17 protein-coding genes and 1 pseudogene are annotated in these 19,824 nt (G+C 39.0%); 14 read left to right on the top strand and 4 right to left on the bottom strand.

Going from position 1 to position 19,824, the window contains the following annotated elements; translation table 11 throughout:
* Positions 1 to 37 precede the first annotated feature (37 nt).
* From ACEE75_RS08415 to ACEE75_RS08380, 8 genes are all read left to right on the top strand, one after another.
* On the top strand, positions 38 to 697 hold the full coding sequence (locus ACEE75_RS08415; protein ID WP_354369646.1) for a CBS and ACT domain-containing protein: 660 nt from the start codon (positions 38 to 40) through the stop codon (positions 695 to 697).
* Positions 698 to 807: 110 nt separating this feature from the next.
* Positions 808 to 1,452, top strand: coding sequence for a dTMP kinase (gene tmk / locus ACEE75_RS08410; protein ID WP_354369647.1), 645 nt, complete (start codon positions 808 to 810; stop codon positions 1,450 to 1,452).
* Positions 1,443 to 2,315, top strand: coding sequence for a DNA polymerase III subunit delta' (locus ACEE75_RS08405; protein ID WP_447574354.1), 873 nt, complete (start codon positions 1,443 to 1,445; stop codon positions 2,313 to 2,315). Before tmk ends, ACEE75_RS08405 begins: the two co-directional genes overlap by 10 nt.
* Complete coding sequence (locus tag ACEE75_RS08400) at positions 2,312 to 3,106, top strand: PSP1 domain-containing protein (RefSeq protein WP_447574355.1); 795 nt, start codon at positions 2,312 to 2,314, stop codon at positions 3,104 to 3,106. Before ACEE75_RS08405 ends, ACEE75_RS08400 begins: the two co-directional genes overlap by 4 nt.
* Entirely contained in the window at positions 3,099 to 3,419 is a 321-nt protein-coding gene (gene yabA, locus ACEE75_RS08395) for a DNA replication initiation control protein YabA (protein ID WP_354369650.1), read from the top strand. Before ACEE75_RS08400 ends, yabA begins: the two co-directional genes overlap by 8 nt.
* A gap of 8 nt (positions 3,420 to 3,427) precedes the next feature.
* On the top strand, positions 3,428 to 4,297 hold the full coding sequence (rsmI, locus tag ACEE75_RS08390; RefSeq protein ID WP_447574356.1) for a 16S rRNA (cytidine(1402)-2'-O)-methyltransferase: 870 nt from the start codon (positions 3,428 to 3,430) through the stop codon (positions 4,295 to 4,297).
* Positions 4,298 to 4,496: 199 nt separating this feature from the next.
* Positions 4,497 to 5,738, top strand: coding sequence for an ammonium transporter (locus ACEE75_RS08385; protein ID WP_447574357.1), 1,242 nt, complete (start codon positions 4,497 to 4,499; stop codon positions 5,736 to 5,738).
* 10 nt (positions 5,739 to 5,748) lie between these two features.
* Entirely contained in the window at positions 5,749 to 6,090 is a 342-nt protein-coding gene (locus ACEE75_RS08380) for a P-II family nitrogen regulator (protein WP_354369653.1), read from the top strand.
* A 48-nt stretch (positions 6,091 to 6,138) separates the two neighbouring features.
* On the opposite strand, the gene ACEE75_RS08375 is transcribed toward ACEE75_RS08380, so the two are convergent.
* Positions 6,139 to 6,771 carry a copper homeostasis protein CutC gene (locus ACEE75_RS08375; protein WP_447574358.1) on the bottom strand — a complete coding sequence of 211 codons (633 nt, stop codon included), beginning with the start codon at positions 6,769 to 6,771 and terminating at the stop codon, positions 6,139 to 6,141.
* Positions 6,772 to 6,905: 134 nt separating this feature from the next.
* Between ACEE75_RS08375 and serC the strand changes: the two genes are divergently transcribed.
* The 6 genes from serC (at position 6,906) to ACEE75_RS08345 (ending at position 17,514) form a co-directional block, all read left to right on the top strand.
* On the top strand, positions 6,906 to 7,997 hold the full coding sequence (serC, locus tag ACEE75_RS08370) for a 3-phosphoserine/phosphohydroxythreonine transaminase (protein ID WP_447574359.1): 1,092 nt from the start codon (positions 6,906 to 6,908) through the stop codon (positions 7,995 to 7,997).
* Positions 7,997 to 8,491 (top strand): N-acetyltransferase family protein, encoded by a 495-nt coding sequence (locus tag ACEE75_RS08365; protein ID WP_447574360.1) that lies wholly within the window; start codon positions 7,997 to 7,999, stop codon positions 8,489 to 8,491. The genes serC and ACEE75_RS08365 overlap by 1 nt, the downstream gene beginning before the upstream one ends.
* Before the next feature lie 12 nt (positions 8,492 to 8,503).
* Positions 8,504 to 9,679: a 3-phosphoglycerate dehydrogenase family protein gene (locus ACEE75_RS08360; RefSeq protein ID WP_447574361.1), complete on the top strand. Its 1,176-nt coding sequence runs from the start codon at positions 8,504 to 8,506 to the stop codon at positions 9,677 to 9,679.
* 16 nt (positions 9,680 to 9,695) lie between these two features.
* The gene (locus ACEE75_RS08355; protein ID WP_447574362.1) at positions 9,696 to 10,193 is read left to right on the top strand and encodes a methylated-DNA--[protein]-cysteine S-methyltransferase; all 498 of its coding nucleotides are present in this window, start codon (positions 9,696 to 9,698) and stop codon (positions 10,191 to 10,193) included.
* On the top strand, positions 10,187 to 10,543 hold the full coding sequence (locus ACEE75_RS08350) for an arsenate reductase family protein (RefSeq protein WP_447574363.1): 357 nt from the start codon (positions 10,187 to 10,189) through the stop codon (positions 10,541 to 10,543). The genes ACEE75_RS08355 and ACEE75_RS08350 overlap by 7 nt, the downstream gene beginning before the upstream one ends.
* Before the next feature lie 206 nt (positions 10,544 to 10,749).
* Positions 10,750 to 17,514 (top strand): MucBP domain-containing protein, encoded by a 6,765-nt coding sequence (locus ACEE75_RS08345; protein ID WP_449173626.1) that lies wholly within the window; start codon positions 10,750 to 10,752, stop codon positions 17,512 to 17,514.
* A gap of 226 nt (positions 17,515 to 17,740) precedes the next feature.
* On the opposite strand, the gene ACEE75_RS08340 is transcribed toward ACEE75_RS08345, so the two are convergent.
* The 3 genes and pseudogenes from ACEE75_RS08340 to ACEE75_RS08330 all read right to left on the bottom strand — a co-directional run bounded on the left by ACEE75_RS08340 (position 17,741) and on the right by ACEE75_RS08330 (position 19,761).
* Positions 17,741 to 18,406 (bottom strand): DNA alkylation repair protein, encoded by a 666-nt coding sequence (locus tag ACEE75_RS08340; RefSeq protein WP_449164840.1) that lies wholly within the window; start codon positions 18,404 to 18,406, stop codon positions 17,741 to 17,743.
* Between the two features lie 90 nt (positions 18,407 to 18,496).
* Positions 18,497 to 18,867, bottom strand: a pseudogene (locus ACEE75_RS08335) (VOC family protein).
* A 66-nt stretch (positions 18,868 to 18,933) separates the two neighbouring features.
* Positions 18,934 to 19,761 carry an exodeoxyribonuclease III gene (locus tag ACEE75_RS08330; RefSeq protein ID WP_449164839.1) on the bottom strand — a complete coding sequence of 276 codons (828 nt, stop codon included), beginning with the start codon at positions 19,759 to 19,761 and terminating at the stop codon, positions 18,934 to 18,936.
* Positions 19,762 to 19,824: the final 63 nt, after the last annotated feature.

The following is a 19,824-nucleotide window of genomic DNA, read 5'->3' as shown; positions in this document are numbered from 1 at the left end:
ATATAATAAAAGTATCAAAAAGATGGAGGCTAGAGAAATGTCAGTAAAAGATTTTATGACTAAAAAAGTCGTGTATGTATCTCCAGATACAACAGTTGCCCATGTTTCAGAAATTATGCGTGAGCAAGGGCTTCGTCGTTTACCTGTTATTGAAAATGATAAGTTAGTTGGTTTGGTAACAGAAGGTACTATCGCTGAGGCTAGCCCATCTAAAGCGACAAGTTTGTCTATTTATGAGATGAATTATTTGCTTAATAAGACAAAAATTCGTGATGTCATGATTAAAGATGTTGTCACAGTTTCTAAATATGCTAGCTTAGAAGATGCGATTTATCTAATGATTAAACATAGTATTGGTGTCTTGCCTGTTATGGATAATGATATGGTCTCAGGAATTATCACTGATAAAGATGTTTTTCGTGCCTTTTTACAAATTTCAGGATACGGTGAAGAAGGAGCTCGCCTTCATGTCTTGGCTGATGATAAGGTTGGTGTTTTAGGAGATCTTTTACGTATTATTGTAGAGGAAAACTTGAACATCAAGAGTACCCTACATCTACCTCGAAAATCAGGTAAGATTGCAATTGAGGTACAGTTAGAAGGTGACGTTGATTTAGAAGCTTTAAAAGCTAAGATCGAAGCTAAGGGCTTTGAAGTTGAGGCTATTGAGAGAACAAAAGCGAAAGTTGGTTTTTAAAAGAATGAAGGAGTGATAGTGGGATGGATTTTTCAAATAGCCCCTACTTTCACTCCCTTTTCTTGTAAAATTTTGGTAAAATAGGACTATTAACATGATTGAGGAAGAGGATGAAAAAAGGTAGTTTAATCTCATTTGAAGGGCCAGATGGTGCAGGAAAGACCAGTGTTTTACAAGCCATCTTGCCACTTTTAGAACAAAAAGAGAAACTTGAAGTTATTTCAACAAGAGAACCAGGTGGTGTTAGGATCGCAGAGGCCATTCGGAATGTGATTCTAGATGTCGAACATACGGCTATGGATGATAAAACAGAGCTTTTATTATATATTGCTGCCCGTCGTCAACACTTAGTTGAAAAAGTTTTACCTGCTCTATCAAGAGGGGCTATTGTTTTAGTGGACCGATTTATTGATAGCTCAATGGCTTATCAGGGTTATGGGCGAGGCTTGGATAAGGAAAGTATTGATTGGTTGAATACTTATGCGACAGATGGTTTGAAACCTCATTTAACGCTTTTGTTTGATGTCCCTTCTGAAGAAGGATTGAGCCGTATCAAGCAAGCAGATGAACGTGAGGTGAATCGTTTAGATTTAGAGGCGCTTTCGATGCATCAAAAAGTACGACAGGGCTATCTTGAGCTCGCTAAAGATGATTCTCGTATCGTCATCATTGATGCGAGTAAGCCTTTATCAGAAGTTGTTTCAGAAGCTTATCAGACAATCCTTTCTTATCTTGAGGAAACAGGATGTCATTAGAACAATTACAACCCAAGCTTTTTAAACAGTTTCAACAAATCATCCAGTCCGACCAGATCAGCCATGCCTATCTCTTTTCAGGTGGATTTGGTAATCTTGATATGGCGATTTATTTGGCACAGAGCCGTTTTTGTCAAGATAAAATTGATAAATTACCTTGTCAGCGTTGCCGTTCGTGTCGCTTGATTTCAAGTGAAGACTTCTCTGATGTTAAAATAATTCGACCAGTCAATCAAGTCATTAAGACTGATACTATTAGGCAACTCTTGCAAGAATTTTCTAAATCTGGCTATGAGAGTTCTTCTCAATTTTTTATTATCCAAGATGCTGATAAAATGCACCTTAATGCCAGTAATAGTCTCTTAAAGTTAATGGAGGAGCCTATTGCACAATCTTACCTTGTCTTATTGACAGATGATGAAAATAAGATTTTGCCGACCATTAGAAGTCGTTGCCAGGAGTTTCATTTTCTAAAAAATCGATCGCTCTTGGTTGGAGAATTAGAAAACAAGGGCTTTTTAAAGATGGAAGCCGAGATTTTAGCTGAACTTGTTTCTAATTGGGAGGATGTCGAACTCTTGTCTTCCAACCATAAAATCTTAGAACTGATTAAAGTTTGTCAACGCTGGGTAAATCTTTTATCGCTTGATGACTTACAAGCTTATCTTGAAGTGTCAAGGTTGGTCACTCTGGCTAGTGATAAAGGAGAACAAGAGTTGGTCTTTAAAATTTTGCCTATTATTTTTAATCAGTCTAGAAGTACGGCGAGTTTAAATTATTTATCTAGATTGGTTGAAGCTTACAGAATGTGGCAACATCACGTTAATTTTCAAAATGTATTGGAGTATATGGTGTTAGTATGACAGTTATACTAGGTGTAAAATACCAAAATAAAGGAAGTTTATCCCTTGTTCAAACAGATAAAACATATGTTAAAGATACTTGGTTAGTTGTTGATACAGAAAAAGGTGCTGATTTAGCCAAAGTTGTTGTAGAAGCTGAGCAACTGACGCATTCTTTTCCTACTACTGAACAGGTGCTTCGACTTGCGACCTCAGAAGACTTTAAACAAGCAGAGGTCAATGTGAGAAAAGTTGAAGCAGAGCTTCCCTTAGTAAAGCAGTTGGTGAGCGATCATCAACTAGGTATGAAAATTATCGACATGTCTTATCCTTTGGATTGTAGTCAAGTCTTGATTACCTTTACAGCTGAAAAGCGTGTAGATTTTCGTCAATTATTAAGAGAACTAGCTGCTCTTTTGAAAACAAGAATTGAGTTGAGGCAATTAACTAACCGTGAAGAAAGTAAGGTTTATGGTGGCTTAGGCCCCTGTGGTCGTCCTCTTTGCTGTTCGACTTTTTTAGGAGAATTTCCACCTGTTTCCATTAAAATGGCAAAAAATCAACACCTCTCCTTAAATTCTGGGAAGATGAATGGTCATTGTGGTCGTTTGATGTGTTGCCTTAGCTTTGAAGATGACTTTTATCAGGAGGCGCGTGATAAATTCCCTGATTATGGTGAAAAAATAAAGACAGATATTGGTGTTGGTGAAGTTGTTGGCATGGATATTTTATCAGAAACAGTTCAATTAAAATTTGAGGATAGACAGGGGAGTTTAACCTTCTCATTGGAGGACATAATAGTTAATGGATAAAAAAGATTTGTTTGATTTTTTTGATGGTTTTTCCTTAACCTTGGCTAAGAACTTAGAAGAAATCGAAGACATAAAAAAATATATTCAAGATTTAGTGGAAGAAAATACGACACTACGTTTAGAAAATAATAAATTAAGGGAACGTCTAGCACAAATTCAAGAAACCAAACCAGGCAAATCCCTCTTTCAAGGTAGAGAACATTTGGAAGGAATTTATGAAGATGGCTTTCATATCTGTAATGATGCTTATGGGCAACGTCGAGAAAGCGAAGAAGATTGTATGATGTGCACCGAATTGCTATTTCGGGAGTAGGAGCGAAGATGAGAGTACAAAAAAGTTTTAAAGGTCAATCTTCTTATGGCACTCTTTATTTGGTGCCTACTCCTATTGGGAATTTACAAGACATGACCTTTCGTGCAGTGGAGATTTTGAAAACTGTTGATCTGATTGCAGCAGAAGACACAAGAAATACGGGTCAATTGCTAAAACATTTTGAGATTGCTACTCGACAGGTCAGTTTTCATGAGCACAATGCATTTGATAAAATTCCTGATTTACTCACGTTTTTAAAATCTGGGCAGGATTTAGCTCAGGTTTCAGATGCAGGTCTACCCTCTATCTCAGATCCTGGTCATGACTTGGTTAAGGCTGCTATTGAAGAGGGGATTTCAGTGGTTGCCTTACCTGGTGCTTCAGCTGGTATTACAGCCTTGATTGCCAGTGGACTTGCACCACAACCACATGTTTTTTACGGTTTTTTACCAAGAAAGCGTGGGCAACAACAACGATTTTTTGAATCTAAGTTACACTATCCTGAAACGCAGATTTTTTATGAATCTCCCTATCGTGTCGTAGATACTTTGGAAATGATTTTATCCGTTTATGGCGATCGCCAAGTGGTGCTTGTGCGTGAGTTGACTAAGCTTTATGAAGAGTATCAACGAGGAAAAATTACAGAGCTTCTTTCTTATCTTGAGGAACATCCGCTAAAGGGAGAGTGTCTCCTTATTGTTAGTGGTTATGCTGAGGAGTATGCTACAAGCACGCTTGAGGAAGATCTGAATTATCTTGAAAAAGTTCAAATGTTAATTAATGATGGTATAAAACCTAACCAAGCTATTAAAGCTATTGCTAAAGAATATAGTTTGAATCGTCAGGAACTTTATCAGCAATTCCATCAATTAAAATAATATGTCTTAGCATGTCAATGGCTCTATCCTTTGTAAAATAAGGGATAGAGCTATTTTTTTATTTTTCATCAGCTAACATATTATGACATAAATACAGAATTTTCTGTCAATTGTGGGTTTACAAGAGAAAAATGGAGTGTTATATTATATAACATATTTAATATCTTTCATTGCTTTTCTGAAAAAAAGGAGTTTGCTTATGACATTAGATCATTCTAGTATTGCTTTTATTTTATTGTGTTCGGGCTTAGTTTTTTTGATGACCCCCGCTTTGGCATTTTTTTATGGTGGATTAGAGAGACGAAAAAATGTTATTTCAACCATGATGATGTCCATTGTGTCTCTTGCTATTGCAAGTTTGATGTGGGTAACAGTCGGCTATTCTCTATCTTTTTCTGGAGATGGTTCTATCATAGGAGATTTAGGGCATTTCTTTTTTAAAGGGGTGAGTGATACGGCTAGTACAAGACATCTTACGATTCCAGACTCTTTATTTGCTCTGTTCCAAATGATGTTTTCTATCATTACAGTAGGGATTTTAACAGGATCAGTTGTAGGAAGGATGCGATTTAAACCACTCTTGTTCTTTATTGTTTTTTGGCTACTTTTAGTATATTATCCGTTTGCTCATATGGTTTGGGATGAGGGCTTGCTAGCACAATGGGGGACTATTGATTTTGCTGGTGGTGATGTTGTCCATATCACTTCAGGTGTTAGCGGTTTGGTGTTGGCTTTAATTCTAGGTAAAAGACGTGATTTTGATCGTTTAGAGTATCGACCTCACAATGTTCCTTTTGTATTATTGGGAGCAGGATTACTTTGGTTTGGTTGGTTTGGATTTAATGCGGGATCAGCCTTAGCTGCTGATAGCTTAGCGGTTCATGCCATGCTAACAACTCATCTATCTGCAGCTGCAGCTATGTTTTCATGGATTTTGTTAGAGTATAAAGAAAATGGTAAACCTTCCTTGGTGGGAGCTTCAACAGGCTTAGTGGCAGGGTTGGTTGCTATCACTCCAGGAGCAGGTTTTGTATCAACTTGGAGTGCTTTATTAATTGGCTTGATGGTTAGCCCAGTTTGTTATTACGCGATTGGAATGGTCAAACATCGTTTAGGTTATGATGATGCTTTAGATGCTTTTGGCTGTCACGGGGTTGGTGGTATTTTTGGTGGTATTGTGACAGGAATTTTTACCACACCAGACTTAGCGCTTGATAAGAGCAATATTGGACTGATTTATGGTAACCCTAGATTGTTTTTAGTTACTTTAGGAGCGATTGTATTTACTATCGTGTGGTCAGCTGGAATGACCTTTATCATTATTAAAGTCGTTGGATTATTTACCCCTCTTCGTGTTTCTGATAAAGAAGAGGCGATTGGCCTCGATGATACAGAGCATGGGGAAACAGCTTATCCAACCTTTATGGGATTAGATTCGTAGGAGGATGAAGATGAAAAAAGTCGAAGCGATTATTAGACCTGAGAAATTAGAGGATTTAAAGACAACTTTGAGTAAGGCGGGGCTAGCAAAAGGAATGACAATCTCACAAGTCTTAGGCTATGGAAATCAAAAAGGTTTTGTAGAAATTGTTCGCGGGCAACGTGTAACTCCAACCATGTTGGCTAAGGTCAAAGTTGAGATCATTGTAAAAGATCATGCTGTAGATGATTTAGTGGAGTTGATTATTGCTACTGTACGAACAGGTGAAGTGGGAGATGGCAAAATCTTCATTCAACCTATCGATGATGTTGTTCGGATTCGTACAGGTGAGCGTGGTGGAGATGCTATTTAAAGAAGTTAAAACAGCTTAGTCCTGTCTAAAATAGGACTAAGCTGTTTTTTATACGATTTTGGTACCATGTACATAAGGGGTCTTGATGTCTTGTGATAAGTGTGAGCAGTTTTCTTTTGTGACTCCTCCAGCTAAAATAATTTCAATACGTCCATTAGCATGCTGAATTAATTTTTTTAAATGTTCACTATTTTTTGAGATGGGATTATCAGAAGCATCGCCGTGGATAAGAAGGCGATGGAAGCCAAGGTCAATAAGATGATCCATAGCCTGAAATTGCTCATTTTTTGGAATCCTGTCAAAAGCTCTGTGGAAAGTTAAGGTCAATCCTTGAGTAGCAGGAAGGAGATACTCGAGACCTTCAAGATCTAATTGATGATCGCTGGTTAGGAGTCCTAAGACTAGCCCATCACTCTCTAATTCAACAGCTCTCAAGATATCTTCTTCCATGACCTTTAACTCTAAACTGTTGTAAACAAAGTCTCCTCCACGCGGTCTAATCATGGTTGATAGGGTGATGCCTTTTTCATGAAGATAAGCTGCCGCTTCTTTAATGGTGCCATAACTTGGAGTGGTTCCGCCAACAGCTAGATTATCACATAGTTCAACACGGCTAACCTCTTTAGGATCTAGCTTTGCTAGATCTGTCAAGTTTTCAGCACAAAATTCCTTAATTAACATAGTTTTCTCCTTTTCTTTTTTATTATACCATTTTTGCCAGTTCCTTTCTTTTTAATAGGTTGAGGATGTATAATAAGTTGCCAAAATTCTGAAAATTATGCTATAATGAAAGAACTTTATTTGGAGGTAAACTAATGACAATTTACAATTTTTCTGCAGGACCAGCTGTCTTGCCTAAACCAGTTCTTGAAAAAGCTCAAGCTGAATTTTTGGATTACGCTCATTCAGGGATGAGTGTGATGGAATTGTCCCACCGCTCCAAAGAATTTGATGCTATTATCAAAGATGCTGAAAGTCTCTTGCGTGACTTGATGGGGATTCCAGATAATTACAAGGTCCTATTTTTACAAGGTGGGGCTTCTACTCAATTCTCAATGATTCCACTCAATTTAGCTAAAGGACGTAAGGCTTATTATGTGGTTGCTGGTTCTTGGGGGAAAAAAGCTTATACAGAAGCTGTTAAGTTGTCTAAAACCATTCCTTTTGAGCCTATCTTACTGGCATCATCAGAAGAAACAGTTTATGATCATATCCCAGAAATTGATGCCTCAAAAATTGATGCTGATGCAGCATATGTCCACCTGACAACTAATAATACTATTGAAGGAACAGCTATTTATGAACTCCCTGAGACTAATGGTGTTCCCATTATCGCTGATATGAGCTCAAATATCTTAGCGGTTGATTACAATGTTGCTGATTTTGGTATGATTTATGCAGGAGCACAAAAAAATATTGGTCCTGCAGGTGTGACAATTGTGATTATTCGTGAGGATTTGTTAAATGATGAGCCTGCCTTGTCTAGTATGTTGGATTATCGTATTCAAGCAGATAACGACTCGCTTTACAACACACCGCCAACTTTTGGTATTTATATGGCGAAATTAGTCTTTGAGTATGTTAAATCACTTGGTGGTGTTGCTGAGATGGAAAAACAAAACCGTCAAAAATCAAACTTATTGTATGATTTTATCGCTCAATCAGACTTCTACACTAGCCCAGTTAAAGAGATAAAAGATCGCTCAGTTGCTAATATCCCATTTGTCACTCCAAGTAAAGACTTGGATGCTAAGTTTAATGCACAAGCAGACGAAGCTGGCTTTAAAAATATTAAAGGACACCGTTCAGTCGGTGGCATGCGTGCTAGCCTTTACAATGCCTTCCCACTTGAAGGAGTGCAGGCACTTTTAGACTTTATGGCTAAATTTGAAGAGGAAAACAAGTAATGGAATTTCGTCTTGCTCATCCAAATGAGGTTGATACCATTATGATGATGATTCATCAAGCCAGAGAACACATTGCCTCCTATGGAAGTGATCAGTGGCAAAATGGTTATCCGAGTCAAGAAATCATAATGGAAGATATTCTAGAAGGGTATGGCTATGTGGCGGTTATTGAAGGTCAGCTTGCAGCTTATGTTGCTATGATAAAGGGATTTGAGCCAGCCTATGATGCCATTTATGATGGCGCATGGACCCATCCAGAAAATCATGACTACATCACTTTTCATCGTGTGGTGGTTCATCAAGATTTTCGCGGACAGCAAGTCGTTCAGACTTTATTAGAAGGCTTAATTGAGACACGTCAATCTAATGAATTTCGTGCAGATACTCATCCCAAAAACATGGCCATGCAACATATCTTAAAAAAATTGGGATTTGAACAATGTGGTAAGGTGACCTTTGAAGGGGAGCGACTAGCTTATCAAAAATTAAAGTAAGGAATCAGTAAAATGGTATTTAGCGTTAAAACATTTAATAATATTAACCAAATTGGGTTAAAAGAATTGGGCAATAAGTTTCAGATTGACGGAGATAAGGCAGAAAATCCAGATGCTTTTATTATTCGCAGTCAAAATCTTCATGAGACAGTTTTTCCTTCCAACTTAAAAGCTATTGCGCGTGCGGGGGCTGGTGTCAATAATATTCCAATTGATCAGGCAAGCGCACAAGGGATTGTTGTTTTTAACACTCCAGGAGCCAATGCCAATGCTGTAAAAGAAGCTGTTTTAGCCTCAATTCTACTTTCAGCGCGTGATTATATTTCAGCTAATCAATGGACCAACACCTTGACGGGTGATGATGTGCCAAAGCAAATCGAAGCAGGTAAAAAGCAATTTGCAGGAACTGAGATTGCGGGTAAAACTTTAGGGGTTATTGGTCTTGGTGCAATTGGTGGTCGGATTGCTAATGATGCACGTCGTTTAGGAATGAATGTTCTTGGCTATGACCCTTATGTTTCTATTGAAACGGCTTGGAATATTTCTAGTCATGTTAAGCGTGTGGCTGATTTGAAAGAAATCTTTGAGCAATCTGATTACATTACTGTTCATGTTCCTCTGACACCTGATACTAAGCATACTTTCAATGCTGATAGCTTTGCTTTAATGCAAAAAGGCACAACAATTATTAACTTTGCGCGTGCAGAGTTGGTTGATAATCAAGCACTTTTTGAGGCGATTGAGGCTGGAGTGGTGAAAAACTATGTGACAGACTTTGGAACAGAGGAGTTATTGAATAAAGAGCATGTTACGGTATTTCCTCATGTGGGTGGTTCGACCGAAGAAGCTGAGCTGAATTGTGCCATTATGGCAGGAAAAACCATCCGTCGTTTCATGGAGACAGGAGAAATCATCAATTCTGTCAACTTCCCTAACGTTGTTCAAGGTCTTTCTGCACCATATCGTATCACCTTGATTAATAAAAATGTGCCAAATATTGTAGCAAGTATCTCAACTGCTGTGTCAGACTTGGGCATAAATATTGATAATATTATTAACAAATCTAAAGGGGATTATGCTTATACCTTACTTGATTTGGATGAAACAGATGAAACTAAGGTAGCTGAGCTTGTTAATAAGTTTGAAACTAGCGATAATATTGTAAAAGTACGCTTAATTAAAAACTGAACAGAAGTAGGTACAGATGACCCTCTATAAACAAGTTTATACGAGTCCTTTAGGAAAATTGTCTCTGGTGGCTTCAGATATTGCCTTGCGTGGGATTTGGTTTGAAGATCAAAAATATTTTGAAAGAGGTCTTGAAAAAAGGCCTCTTTTAGAGACACATCCGATTTTGGAAGAAACCAAACGGTTATTGGATTGCTATTTTCAGGGGGAAGATATCGTCTATACGGACCTTCCCTTATCTCCTCTTGGGACGCCATTTCAACAAAAAGTTTGGTCTGCTTTATTGATGCTCCCCTTTGGTGAAGTGATTACTTATGGTGATTTGGCAAAAGAGCTGGATTGCGCATCAGCCCAAGCAGTTGGGAATGCTGTTGGTAAAAATCCTATTAGCCTCCTCATTCCTTGTCACAGGGTTTTATCAAGAGATGGAAAGTTGACCGGCTATGCTGGTGGTTTAGACAGAAAATCATGGCTATTAAACCATGAAGCACAAATAAAGGAGAAATCATGTTAGTATTTTATGAATACCCTAAATGCTCGACCTGTCGTAAGGCAAAAGCAGAGCTAAAAGAATTGGGATTAGACTTTGAGGCTATTGATATTAAAGCTACTCCTCCAAATGTGGAGAGTTTAAAGATGTTTTTTAAAAATTCCGATTTAGACTTAAAAAAATTCTTTAATACTAGTGGTCAGCGTTATCGTGAGCTAGGTTTAAAAGATAAGCTGCCTAGTTTGAGTCTTGACGAAGCCTTTTCTCTTCTTGCACAGGACGGTATGCTGATTAAACGGCCTATTCTGATCAAAGACGATACCATTTTACAAATTGGATATCGAACAGCTTATAAAGAATTGAACTTAACATAGTTGAAATGGTACTGCCTTAGAGTAGAAGGTAGTACTTTTTTGTTGGCCTCATTTTAGGTGTTATTGATATGACGACACCATACTAAATATATTGAGAAAATGATACATTAAAATCCTTGACAATATATATATATATATATATATATACTGGAATTGGAACGGATTATTTTATATCTGTTATTCTTAATAATTCTAGGAGGAGTCTCATGTTAGACAAGAAAAAGGCAAAGCTTCGTCGTCAACAAGAAGCCGCAGCTGACAAACGTTTCCGTTATTCGATTCGTAAATTTAACGTCGGTGTAGCGTCTGTTGCGATTGCAGCTTTTATGTTTTTAGGAGGAGGAGCTGTCGTATCAGCGGATGATACAGCAGTATCAGAGCCACAAACAGCAGCCTCAAGCACAGGAGATAGCAGTAGCGCGACTTCGGAAGCCCAAACGGCAACCAGCACAGAAGCTACTTCAACAGCATCAGAAGCTTCAACAAGTACAGAAGCAGCTGCAACAAGTACAGAAGCAGCAACATCAGAATCAGCTGCAACAAGTACAGAAGCTACTTCAACAGCATCAGAAGCTTCAACAAGTACAGCTACTTCAACAGCAAGCTCAGAAGCAACAAGCACAACAGCTTCAACAGCATCTGAAACAGCAAGCAACACAGCTTCAACACCAACAACTGTTGAAGAAGCAAAAACTGTTCTTGAGCAAGTGATCTCAGAAGCAGAAGTCTTGGCACAAGAAGCAAGCCGTCAAGCAGTAAGCTCAACAGAAGATGCCTCAGCTCTTCAAACAGCAGCCCAAGCAACAAAATTGGTTGCCACAGAAGCGACTGTAACTTTCCAAAATGCACTTGCAACGCTTGAAGAAGTAAACGCGCAAATCTCAGCTGTTCGTACAAGCGTAGATGCACTTGTTTTGGAATTGCGTAAATATCTTGGAACTGACCTTATTCAAGTAGCTTTGACTACGACAACTGATATGAATAACTCAGTTGGGAAACCTGGTTATTGGATTGAAGATGTAACCGTTACAAACAAAGATACTGTAGTAACTACAGCTTTAACTTCACCAGCTGTGTCAACTTTACCAGATGGTTATGCTGTTGATCCAACAACTGGACGTGCAACATATTTAGTCTTTACTCTTTCAAATATTGGAAATGGTTCAGATGACGATAACGCAGTTGCTGATGGTACAGCTAACGGTTCATTCAACAACCGTATGGGAACCGACTACTACATCACACTTTCTGTTGATGGAGTGAATACTACTGGGAATGTGTATGCACGTTTGGTCAGCAAGTCAACTGGTTTGATTGAAGAAATCTCAATTTCAGAAGGTACAACTGGTCGTTTTAAAACTCTTGATAACCTTGTTGCAAACAACCAATCTCTGCTCAGAGGTTTCAACTTCCGTATTCCGTTAACAAAAACTACCTATACAAATGCTGCTGGTGAGTCATCAACCCTTCGTGAGACACAAATCCTTCAAGGAACTCAAGGTAATGCTCAAGGTCAAGTAATTTACGCAGCTCTTACTGGAGATAAAGGTTATTATAATGACTACTCTGGTCCAGCACCTACTTATTCACCTAAACAAACTACTTACTATTTGGTGAAAGAAACAGATAAGCGTATTGAAGAGTTTCTTGCAAGTTATACACAAATTGCCGACCTTTCAGGTGACAATTTCACTATTGCAGGTCCTGCAACATTTGATAACTATGAATTGATTGAATCACCAGAAATTACTGCTGGAACAATTGCTTCTGACTATACAGAAGCTACATCAATTATCCGTTTCTGGGGTGATTACCTTGAGTCTAAAGTTCAGTACATTACTGACTCTGATGGTTCATCACGTTTCTTGAACTTTGTTATCAACCCTGACAATGCAGACTTCTTGGCAAACTATGCTAAGTATAAAACAATGTCTCAAACTGATTTCCAAAAAGATGGTGAAACAGTACTTCGCATTAACGAGCGTATGGCTATTGTTAACCAATTGGAAACAGACATCGCAACAGTTAATAAGAGCACTACTTTAACTGATGATGAGAAGAAAGCTAAGATTGCTGAACTTCGTGCAACTGCCTCTGCTGCAGTAAACACTGCCGATGATGCTTTCTTACTCATGTTCGTATCAGAAGAGATCGCACCAAAAGGATACAACGAAAATGGTGATGCTATCACGACTGAGCATTCATGGGAATATACTTCAACTAAGTATTACTTCAAAGATACACGTAACAATACTATCTCTAATAAAATGGGTGCAGCGACTGGTGCCTTCTCTGGTTATCCAAATGCCAACTGGATTAACTCAAATGGTTCATATTTACAAGTTGTAGATGCTGATGGTAATGTCATTACCAACACAACAACTAACACTGATATGAAATTTAAGAACATTAACTTATCAATGTTTAACGGAAACACATTGAACCAAAACGATCAACGTTACTACTACGCTGAAAAAGGTGGCGTAAAAGTTTATTACGTTGATACTGAAGGAAATGTTCTTCAAAGTGATGTAACCATCTACGATCATGCTGATACAAATACAGCTTATGATACGAAGTCTGTAAAAGATGCGACAATCACAACAGCAGATGGTACGGTTTACTACTACAAAGAAATCGATACAACAGGTCTTAACCCAGCTTCAAGCAATACAGACACTGAAAAACGTACGATTGAAAAAATTACCGAAGAAGTTGGTACAGTTGCACAAGACACGCTTAAAGAGTTGACATATGTCTATGAAAAAGCTGGTTCAGTCAACGTCAACTATGTGGATACAGATGGTAACCCACTTCAAGCTTCAGTAGTTGATGTAACAAATGGTCAACCAGGATCAGACTATGATACTGTAGTTGATAATAAACCAACTACTATCACAACAGCAGATGGTAAGACTTATCAACTTGTTCCAGCGGGAACTTATAATGTTGGTACAGTTGGCGAAGGCAATAACTTGACTGCAGTTGGTAATGGTACTGCAACAGGTATTGATGATACAACTGGTACAGTTGAGTCAGGTGTTACAAAAGAAATCACTTATGTTTACCAAGAAGTGAAAGGTAACGTTATTGTTCATTATGTTGACCAAGACGGTAACCCAATCTCAGGTACAACAGATGCAGGTACAACAACTGAAAGCACAGTTGAAGATACACCAGAAAGCTCAACAGGTACACCATACGACACAACAGACCTTAAACCTAACACTATCACAACAGCAGATGGTAAAGTTTATCGCCTTGTTCCTGCTGCGACTAAAGGCAACGAAACAGGAGATGTTGTTGTTGGTACAACAGAGATCACTTATGTTTATGAGTTGGTTCAAGGTGATGTTATCGTACATTATGTAGATACAGAAGGTAATACTATTGCCTCTGATGTGACAGATACACCAACATCTGACACAGGTACAGACTACGATACAACAGATAACAAACCAGAGAAAATCGTTAACGATACAACTGGCGATGTTTACTACTACAAAGAAGTGAAAGCTGGCGATAACGAAACTGGTAAAGTTGTAGAAGGCACAACTGAAGTGACTTACATCTACGAAAAAGCTGGTTCAGTCAACGTTAACTACGTCGATACAGACGGTAATGTTATCAAGACAAAAGTTGCAGATGAAACTGATGTTAAACCAGGAACTGCTTATGACACAGTTGTAGATAACAAACCTGAAACAATCGCTACAGCAGATGGTAAATTGTACCGCCTTGTTCCAGCAGGAACTTACAATGTTGGTACAGTTTCAGATTCAAACAACTTGACTGCAGCTGGTAACGGTACTGCAACAGGTGTTGATTCCATAACAGGTACAGTTGAAGCTGGTACAACTAAAGAAATCACTTACGTTTACGAAGAAGTGAAAGGTGACGTTGTTGTTGAGTACTACGATACAGAAGGTAATGTTATTGCGACAACTGTTGTTGATACACCAATAACATCAACTGGTACTCCATACAGCACATTGGATCAAAAACCATCTACTATCACAACAGCAGACGGTACAGTTTACTACTACAAAGAAGTGAAAGACACTTCAGCTTCAACAACAGGTGAAGTTGTAGAAGGTACAACAACTGTTCAATACGTTTACGAAAAAGCTGGAAATGTTATCGTTCACTACATCACAGAAGATGGAACAGTGATCAAGGCTACTGTAACAGACGAAGAAAACGCTGAACCAGGTAAGTCTTACACAACAACAGATAACAAACCAACTACTATTACAACAGAAGATGGAACAGTTTACGAATTGATCCCAACAGCAACTATCGGAAACGAAGATGGTTCAGTAGAAGCTGGTAAGACAATCGAAGTGACTTATGTATACCGTAAGGTTGAAACACCAACTCCAGACGTGAAGACAGGTTCAGTTGTTATCCGTTATGTTGAAGCAGGTAACGAATCAAACGTTCTGAAAGATCCAGTTCTTGATGAGAATGCTGTTGTAACAGGTACTAAGTACGATACGACTGACGAAGGCGACAAGCCAGCTGAAATCGTGAAAGACGGCGTTCGTTATGTATTGGTTCCATCTAAAACAACTGCTGTAGATCCAAATGGTAACCCAGTTACTGAAACAGGTGAAGTTGCTGAAGGTACAACTGTAGTAACCTACAAGTACCAGAAAGTCGCTAACTGGATTCCACAAATTCCTGCAACACCAGAGAATCCAACTCCAGTTAACCCAGTAATCCCTTACCCATTCGATCCAACTAACCCAGATAAGCCAATTGATCCAACAACCCCTTACCCAGGTGGTGAAGTTCCATCCATTCCACATGTTCCAGGTTTCACACCAGTAGATCCTAAGACCAACGAACCATTGAAACCAGTTGATCCAACAGATCCAAGCAAGGGTTATGTGCCACCAACTCCAGACGAGTCAGGTATCGACACACCAATCCCTTACGTTCAAAACGGTAATGTTGTGGTTAACTATGTAACAGAAGATGGTACAGTCATTAAGGCACCTGTTCAAGACGAAACAGACGCTCCAGCAGGTAAGTCTTATGACACAACTGACAACAAGCCAAACACTATCACAACAGAAGATGGAACAGTTTACGAATTGATCCCAACAGCAACTATCGGAAACGAAGATGGTTCAGTAGAAGCTGGTAAGACAATCGAAGTGACTTATGTATACCGTAAGGTTGAAACACCAACTCCAGACGTGAAGACAGGTTCAGTTGTTATCCGTTATGTTGAAGCAGGTAACGAATCAAACGTTCTGAAAGATCCAGTTCTTGATGAGAATGCTGTTGTAACAGGTACTAAGTACGATACGACTGACGAAGGCGACAAGCCAGCTGAAATCGTGAAAGACGGCGTTCGTTATGTATTGGTTCCATCTAAAACAACTGCTGTAGATCCAAATGGTAACCCAGTTACTGAAACAGGTGAAGTTGCTGAAGGTACAACTGTAGTAACCTACAAGTACCAGAAAGTCGCTAACTGGATTCCACAAATTCCTGCAACACCAGAGAATCCAACTCCAGTTAACCCAGTAATCCCTTACCCATTCGATCCAACTAACCCAGATAAGCCAATTGATCCAACAACCCCTTACCCAGGTGGTGAAGTTCCATCCATTCCACATGTTCCAGGTTTCACACCAGTAGATCCTAAGACCAACGAACCATTGAAACCAGTTGATCCAACAGATCCAAGCAAGGGTTATGTGCCACCAACTCCAGACGAGTCAGGTATCGACACACCAATCCCTTACGTTCAAAACGGTAACGTTGTTGTTAACTATGTGGATGAAAATGGTAATGTCATTAAGACACCTGTCAATGATGAAACAGATGCACCAGCAGGTAAATCTTACGATACAACTGATAACAAGCCAACTGAGATTGTTACTGAAGATGGTTCACGTTATGTATTGATCCCATCTAAGACAGTTGGTTCTGAAACAGGTTCTGTTGAAGGCGGTAAGACAACTGAAATCACTTATGTGTACAAGAAAGTTGCTAACTGGATCCCACAAATTCCTGCAACACCAGAGAATCCAACTCCAGTTAACCCAGTAATCCCTTATCCATTCGATCCAACGAACCCAGATAAGCCAATCGATCCAACGACACCAGGTACAAATGGTGAAGTTCCATCAATTCCTCATGTACCAGGCTTCACACCAGTTGATCCTAAGACAAATGAGCCGTTGAAACCAGTTGATCCAACAGATCCAAGCAAGGGTTATGTGCCACCAACTCCAGACGAGTCAGGTATCGACACACCAATCCCTTACGTTCAAAACGGTAACGTTGTTGTTAACTATGTGGATGAAAATGGTAATGTCATTAAGACACCTGTCAATGATGAAACAGATGCACCAGCAGGTAAATCTTACGATACAACTGATAACAAGCCAAATACTATCACTACAGAAGATGGTACAACTTATGAGCTTGTTCGTGTTGATGGTTCAGAAACTGGTACTGTTGTAGGTGGTAAGACTACTGAAGTAACTTACGTTTACCGTAAAGTAGAAACACCTGCTAAGAAAGTTGTGACAAACCACGTTGACGAAAATGGTAACCCAATCGCACCGCAAGAAGATGGTACAACACCTAACAAGTCAATCCCAGGCTACGAGTTCACAGGTAAGACTGTAACAGATCCAGATGGTAACACAACTCACATCTACCGTAAAGTTGTTACGCCTGTTGACCCAACTGACCCAGTTACCCCAGAAGATCCAACAGATCCAGTAACACCAGTTACTCCTGTTGATCCAAAAGCTCCAGTTCAGCCAGGTGTTCCGCTTAAACCAGAAACATCAGCTAAGCCAGAAGCACCAGCTAAACCAACTTATGTTGCAGAAACTCTTCCAAACACAGGTGAAGATAACTCAGCATCAGTTGCGGCTATGGGAGTAGGCATGATCCTTGCATCACTTGGACTTGCTGCAAAACGTCGTCGTAAAGAAGATTAAAGATTATTTCTTCTTCACAGATGATTATAGTGTTCTTTAGAACCTATAAGGAATACACTTAAAAAATCTTGTCTAACATTTATATCTTAAGTTTGTGAAGAAAGAGGAGTCCTAACTTTTCTGATAGCGACAAAAAACGAGAGTCCAAAAATGGCTCTCGTTTTTTATGTTCTCTTTAAAAGCGATAGAGTTATGGTGGATGAAATAGTAAGAATCACTTTGAGCATCAGAGATATTTTGAAGCTTCTCTGATACTCAAAGGGGCTAATTGATCTTGATAGCGTCCTAAAAAACCACTTACCCAATTAGGATGGCTCTTAGAATAATCCCTTAAAGCCCAACCGATAGCTTTATTGATAAAAAATTGATCAGATCCTAGATTGCGAGAAAGAATCGTTTCAAGAAGGATGGGGTCGGTCTTGTCTTTATAGCCTAATTGATGGAGAATAGCAATGCGTCTGATCCAAAAATCAGTATCTTGTGCCCAAGTCAGCATGGTATTTTTAAGTTGAGGTTCCGTTATGACCATATAGCCAATAGTGCGTGCAAGATGGTCGATACTATCCCACCATTGTTTATCTCTAGCAAATTTTTCTAGCTTTTCTAAATCGTCTGTTGTCAAATAGCTTTTTAAGGAGCGGATATAGTCTAAAACAAAGTATTGCATTTCTCGCTCCTCTTCGCACCAAGCTTGATTTAAAAACTCCCAATCGATCTGTTTCTCTTTTTTATCGGCTTGGAGAAAGGGTTTGAAACAGTCACGTCTTTTTGTAGCAGGGATGCCGTAAAAAGAAAAGTGCTGTCGCATATAAGCTGACATTTTTTGGGCTTCATGTGGATTTTGTAATAAATTTAATTGTTGTTTTAGGATGTGGAGTTTAGAAGAAGTCATGTGCTTTTTTACCTCATTAAAATATGTTATCATCCTTGAAATTTAAGGATGAAAAAAGAGATTGGAGTGTCAATCCCAATCTCTTTGCGTTTACGGTTTCGTAACAGCGATATAGTTGCCTTCGTTGTCTGCAAAAGTAAAGTGAACCATTCCTTGGTATTCCATGATAGGGTTGGTCGTAACCCCCGCAGCTGTTAATTTGTCATACTCAGCTTCAAGATCGTCTGCTTCAAAAAGTAGAGATGGGAAGCCAACATTCATACCAGGGTTAGCTTTTGCGACCCATTCTTTGTCGTGAATGCCAAACTTTGTAGCAGAGTCTGTTGAAGGTGCAATTTCATAAGAAACAACTTCACCGAAATCTTCAGTTTTTAAAAGGACAAATCCCATTTTTCTGTCCAAAATTCCATGGCAGCTTTAGTATCTGTTACATATAACATCGTTGTTGATTTTGTAATCATACTTTTTCTCCCTTTTGTAGAAAATTCATTATAGTAGTAAAGAGGTGGATTGGCAATTGCTTTGTTTTAGAGGTTAATTTCTAGAAGGATAGGGGTGTGATCTTGGCGGTCACCAGAGTGAATCATGTCTGATTTTGTGACTTGAGATTTTAGACGTTCACTGACAAGCCAGTAGTCAATTCTCCATCCAGTGTTGTTGATTTTGCTCGTCTTACTACGTTGAGCCCACCAAGTATAGGCATCTTTAACATCTCCGTGGATATGGCGGAAAGTATCGGTGAAACCTTTTGCTAATAAATTGGTAAAGCCCTGACGCTCTTCATCAGTGAAGCCAGGTGAGCGACGATTAGAAGTAGGATTGGCAAGGTCGATTTCTTTGTGGGCAACATTATAGTCACCTGTTGCTAAAACAGGTTTTTGCTGATCAAGTTGTGCAAGGTAGTCAGCATACTTTTCATCCCAAACTTGACGTTCAGAAAGGCGTTTTAAACCATCCCCAGCATTTGGAGTATAGACTTGTGTGACAAAAAAATCTTCAAATTCAAGCGTAATGATGCGACCTTCGGAGTCCATAGTGGATGGTGCATCGATTTCTGGGAAGCTGATCACAGGATCAAGCTCTGCTTTATACAAAAACATGGTGCCAGCATAACCTTTACGAGCAGGTTCTACTGATGAGCGCCAAGTATTTTTATAGTTTGGAAAATAATGCTCAAGAATTTCTAAGTGTTTTTTTGTTGGCCCTTTAGCAGACAGTTTAGTTTCTTGAATAGCAATAATATCAGCATCTTCTGCAACCAGTGTTTCAATCACAGCACGTGATAAGAGGGCACGCGCAGAATCACTGGTTAAAGCAGCGTTTAGGGAATCAATATTCCAAGAAATGAGTTTCATAACAATATCCTTTACTATAAGTAGTCCTTTCATTTTATCAAAAAAAAGCCTGTCAGGAAACTG

Source organism: Streptococcus sp. 11273D007BT, from assembly GCF_053547195.1.
Note: the sequence above shows the minus strand (reverse complement) of the source record. Positions and strands in the feature narration are given on the sequence as shown.

Coding starts and splice junctions, on each gene's coding strand:
- tmk (WP_354369647.1), top strand. CDS start 808: ATGAAAAAAGGTAGTTTAATCTCATTTGAAGGGCCAGATGGTGCAGGA.
- ACEE75_RS08405 (WP_447574354.1), top strand. CDS start 1,443: ATGTCATTAGAACAATTACAACCCAAGCTTTTTAAACAGTTTCAACAA.
- ACEE75_RS08400 (WP_447574355.1), top strand. CDS start 2,312: ATGACAGTTATACTAGGTGTAAAATACCAAAATAAAGGAAGTTTATCC.
- yabA (WP_354369650.1), top strand. CDS start 3,099: ATGGATAAAAAAGATTTGTTTGATTTTTTTGATGGTTTTTCCTTAACC.
- ACEE75_RS08365 (WP_447574360.1), top strand. CDS start 7,997: ATGGAATTTCGTCTTGCTCATCCAAATGAGGTTGATACCATTATGATG.
- serC (WP_447574359.1), top strand. CDS start 6,906: ATGACAATTTACAATTTTTCTGCAGGACCAGCTGTCTTGCCTAAACCA.
- ACEE75_RS08360 (WP_447574361.1), top strand. CDS start 8,504: ATGGTATTTAGCGTTAAAACATTTAATAATATTAACCAAATTGGGTTA.
- rsmI (WP_447574356.1), top strand. CDS start 3,428: ATGAGAGTACAAAAAAGTTTTAAAGGTCAATCTTCTTATGGCACTCTT.
- ACEE75_RS08415 (WP_354369646.1), top strand. CDS start 38: ATGTCAGTAAAAGATTTTATGACTAAAAAAGTCGTGTATGTATCTCCA.
- ACEE75_RS08385 (WP_447574357.1), top strand. CDS start 4,497: ATGACATTAGATCATTCTAGTATTGCTTTTATTTTATTGTGTTCGGGC.
- ACEE75_RS08350 (WP_447574363.1), top strand. CDS start 10,187: ATGTTAGTATTTTATGAATACCCTAAATGCTCGACCTGTCGTAAGGCA.
- ACEE75_RS08345 (WP_449173626.1), top strand. CDS start 10,750: ATGTTAGACAAGAAAAAGGCAAAGCTTCGTCGTCAACAAGAAGCCGCA.
- ACEE75_RS08330 (WP_449164839.1), bottom strand. CDS start 19,761: ATGAAACTCATTTCTTGGAATATTGATTCCCTAAACGCTGCTTTAACC.
- ACEE75_RS08355 (WP_447574362.1), top strand. CDS start 9,696: ATGACCCTCTATAAACAAGTTTATACGAGTCCTTTAGGAAAATTGTCT.
- ACEE75_RS08380 (WP_354369653.1), top strand. CDS start 5,749: ATGAAAAAAGTCGAAGCGATTATTAGACCTGAGAAATTAGAGGATTTA.
- ACEE75_RS08375 (WP_447574358.1), bottom strand. CDS start 6,771: ATGTTAATTAAGGAATTTTGTGCTGAAAACTTGACAGATCTAGCAAAG.
- ACEE75_RS08340 (WP_449164840.1), bottom strand. CDS start 18,406: ATGACTTCTTCTAAACTCCACATCCTAAAACAACAATTAAATTTATTA.